Below are 1,727 nucleotides of genomic sequence, written 5' to 3'. Positions count from 1 at the left end.
TTTTTATGCAATTAATAAACCCTATACTCTTCGAGAACTTTTCTCTCGGTTAAGACCCTCATCAAAACCTCTTGTTTCTCGTTGACAATGCAAATATATGGCAGCAAATCGGATCCTGCAATAGTTTTGTGTATAATAAATGTTAAACAGGTCAAAATAGTTGGAGAAAGTATCAAATAAGGGGTTGAAAATCTCTCAAAAGGGTGTAAAACTATCATGCCTGCCCTTCGTGTTGATAGGAATGACTGCTTTGTGTATGTGGGTGAAAGTGTCAATTGCGATAGTATAAGTATCATGGTGTCATGATTATCTTATGCCTTCTGTTGGTAGGTGGTAAAAATATCACAATGGGTGGTGGACGTATTATCAGGGGCGTTTTCTGTGGGACTTTAGATGTTTGCCTTTTATATTCTTGCTTTTTATATATGTACAAACCATTATTTGTCGGTGTATGGGGGCAGTACAAAACTGCCCTGTTCCTGCGCTTGACGCGGGATCGCATTAAAATCGACCGTATAAACAACTGATTGATAAGGTCTGTTCTTCTGCGGCCCCGCGTCAAGCGCGGGGACAAGGGTGTTTTGACACACCGCCACGGTTAAACCTGGATAATCTTCATTTGTTCTTTTGTTCTTCTGTCTAAGATTTACAGACAAGCTATTTATCTCTGTCTGGACGTTTACTTTTTGATTCATATATTATATCATGCGTTGTATTTGTGTCATGGTGGTAGGTGATCCTATCGTGGCTTTTTATAATTTGCTGATTGTCTGAAATTTAGTAAATTTTGTAATATGCGATACTATCAAAATGAGTGGTAGGACTATCACTAAGAATCGCATATTTGCAAAAAAGTAGCGCACACTCGGAACAATCCGAATGTGCGCTTATTGCATATAAAAAAATTGAGGGCAGATTATCCAACTATAACGTACCGAACATCTGTGTTCCAGTCTGATACGTCGATGTTGATATTGTTGCGAGAAAGGTCAAAAACGATATTTGTTTGTTCTCCTTTGTTTGCAGCCACGTTTTCTGAATTTTTGACATTTTCGGAAGAAAGCACCATAACATCGTCTCTGTAAAGCTCTATTGTCGCATTATCGGTCGGTAAAATAGAGAATATTCCCGTAGTCAAATTTCCTTTTTCATTTAAAGTGGCCGGAATAACATATTCGATATCGTTACCTGTTAATTCGCCATTGCTGTTGAAAGAACTCTTAGTACTTTTTATTTTGTAGTAATAGTTGCCTTCTTTTGAATCGAATACTTTAAAAACACCTCTTGTCAGGATGGACATGGAAGAAACTTTGCGTTCGATCTTTAATTCCTGTGCAGCAGCTTTCGTAGCTGAACGGTAAACGGTGATTTGTCCGTAGAACAGGTCGCTCGGCAAGCTGTTTGCCACACCGTTGTTATTTTTTAAGCTCACTTGCAGGTCTGAAATGATATTCGCCTGGTTCATGTTGCTGATTTCTTCGCTGTCATTAGAAAGACCAGCCCAAGCGACAACAGTAATCTTCTTTGATCCCGGGCAGCTGATTTCAACCGGCTTTACCTGGAGCAGGTAATCTCTGTCGACTGTGATTTGTTTGTAGAAATCGTCGTTTTCGTCGAAAACATACAGTGTAGTGCTCTTAACGTCACCTTTTGAAGTGATATCCTGATTTTCCGAATAAGCTTTGAGAATAACGGAGAAAGGAGCTTCAACGTTCAAAGGCACCTGG

Annotated in this window: 2 protein-coding genes; both read right to left on the bottom strand. The window is 39.4% G+C overall.

All coding sequences use genetic code 11. The annotated features are described in order from the left end of the window. Positions 1-437: 437 nt before the first annotated feature. Positions 438-695, bottom strand: coding sequence for a hypothetical protein (locus DWU89_RS20320; protein ID WP_115501445.1), 258 nt, complete (start codon positions 693-695; stop codon positions 438-440). A 221-nt stretch (positions 696-916) separates the two neighbouring features. After that, the coding region (locus tag DWU89_RS20315) for a FimB/Mfa2 family fimbrial subunit (protein ID WP_115501444.1) at positions 917-1,727 on the bottom strand (811 nt) is incomplete at its 5' end.

Origin of the sequence: Parabacteroides acidifaciens, assembly GCF_003363715.1 — a bacterium.
In the GTDB taxonomy this organism is placed as follows: Bacteria; Bacteroidota; Bacteroidia; order Bacteroidales; family Tannerellaceae; genus Parabacteroides; species Parabacteroides acidifaciens.
Note: the sequence above shows the minus strand (reverse complement) of the source record. Positions and strands in the feature narration are given on the sequence as shown.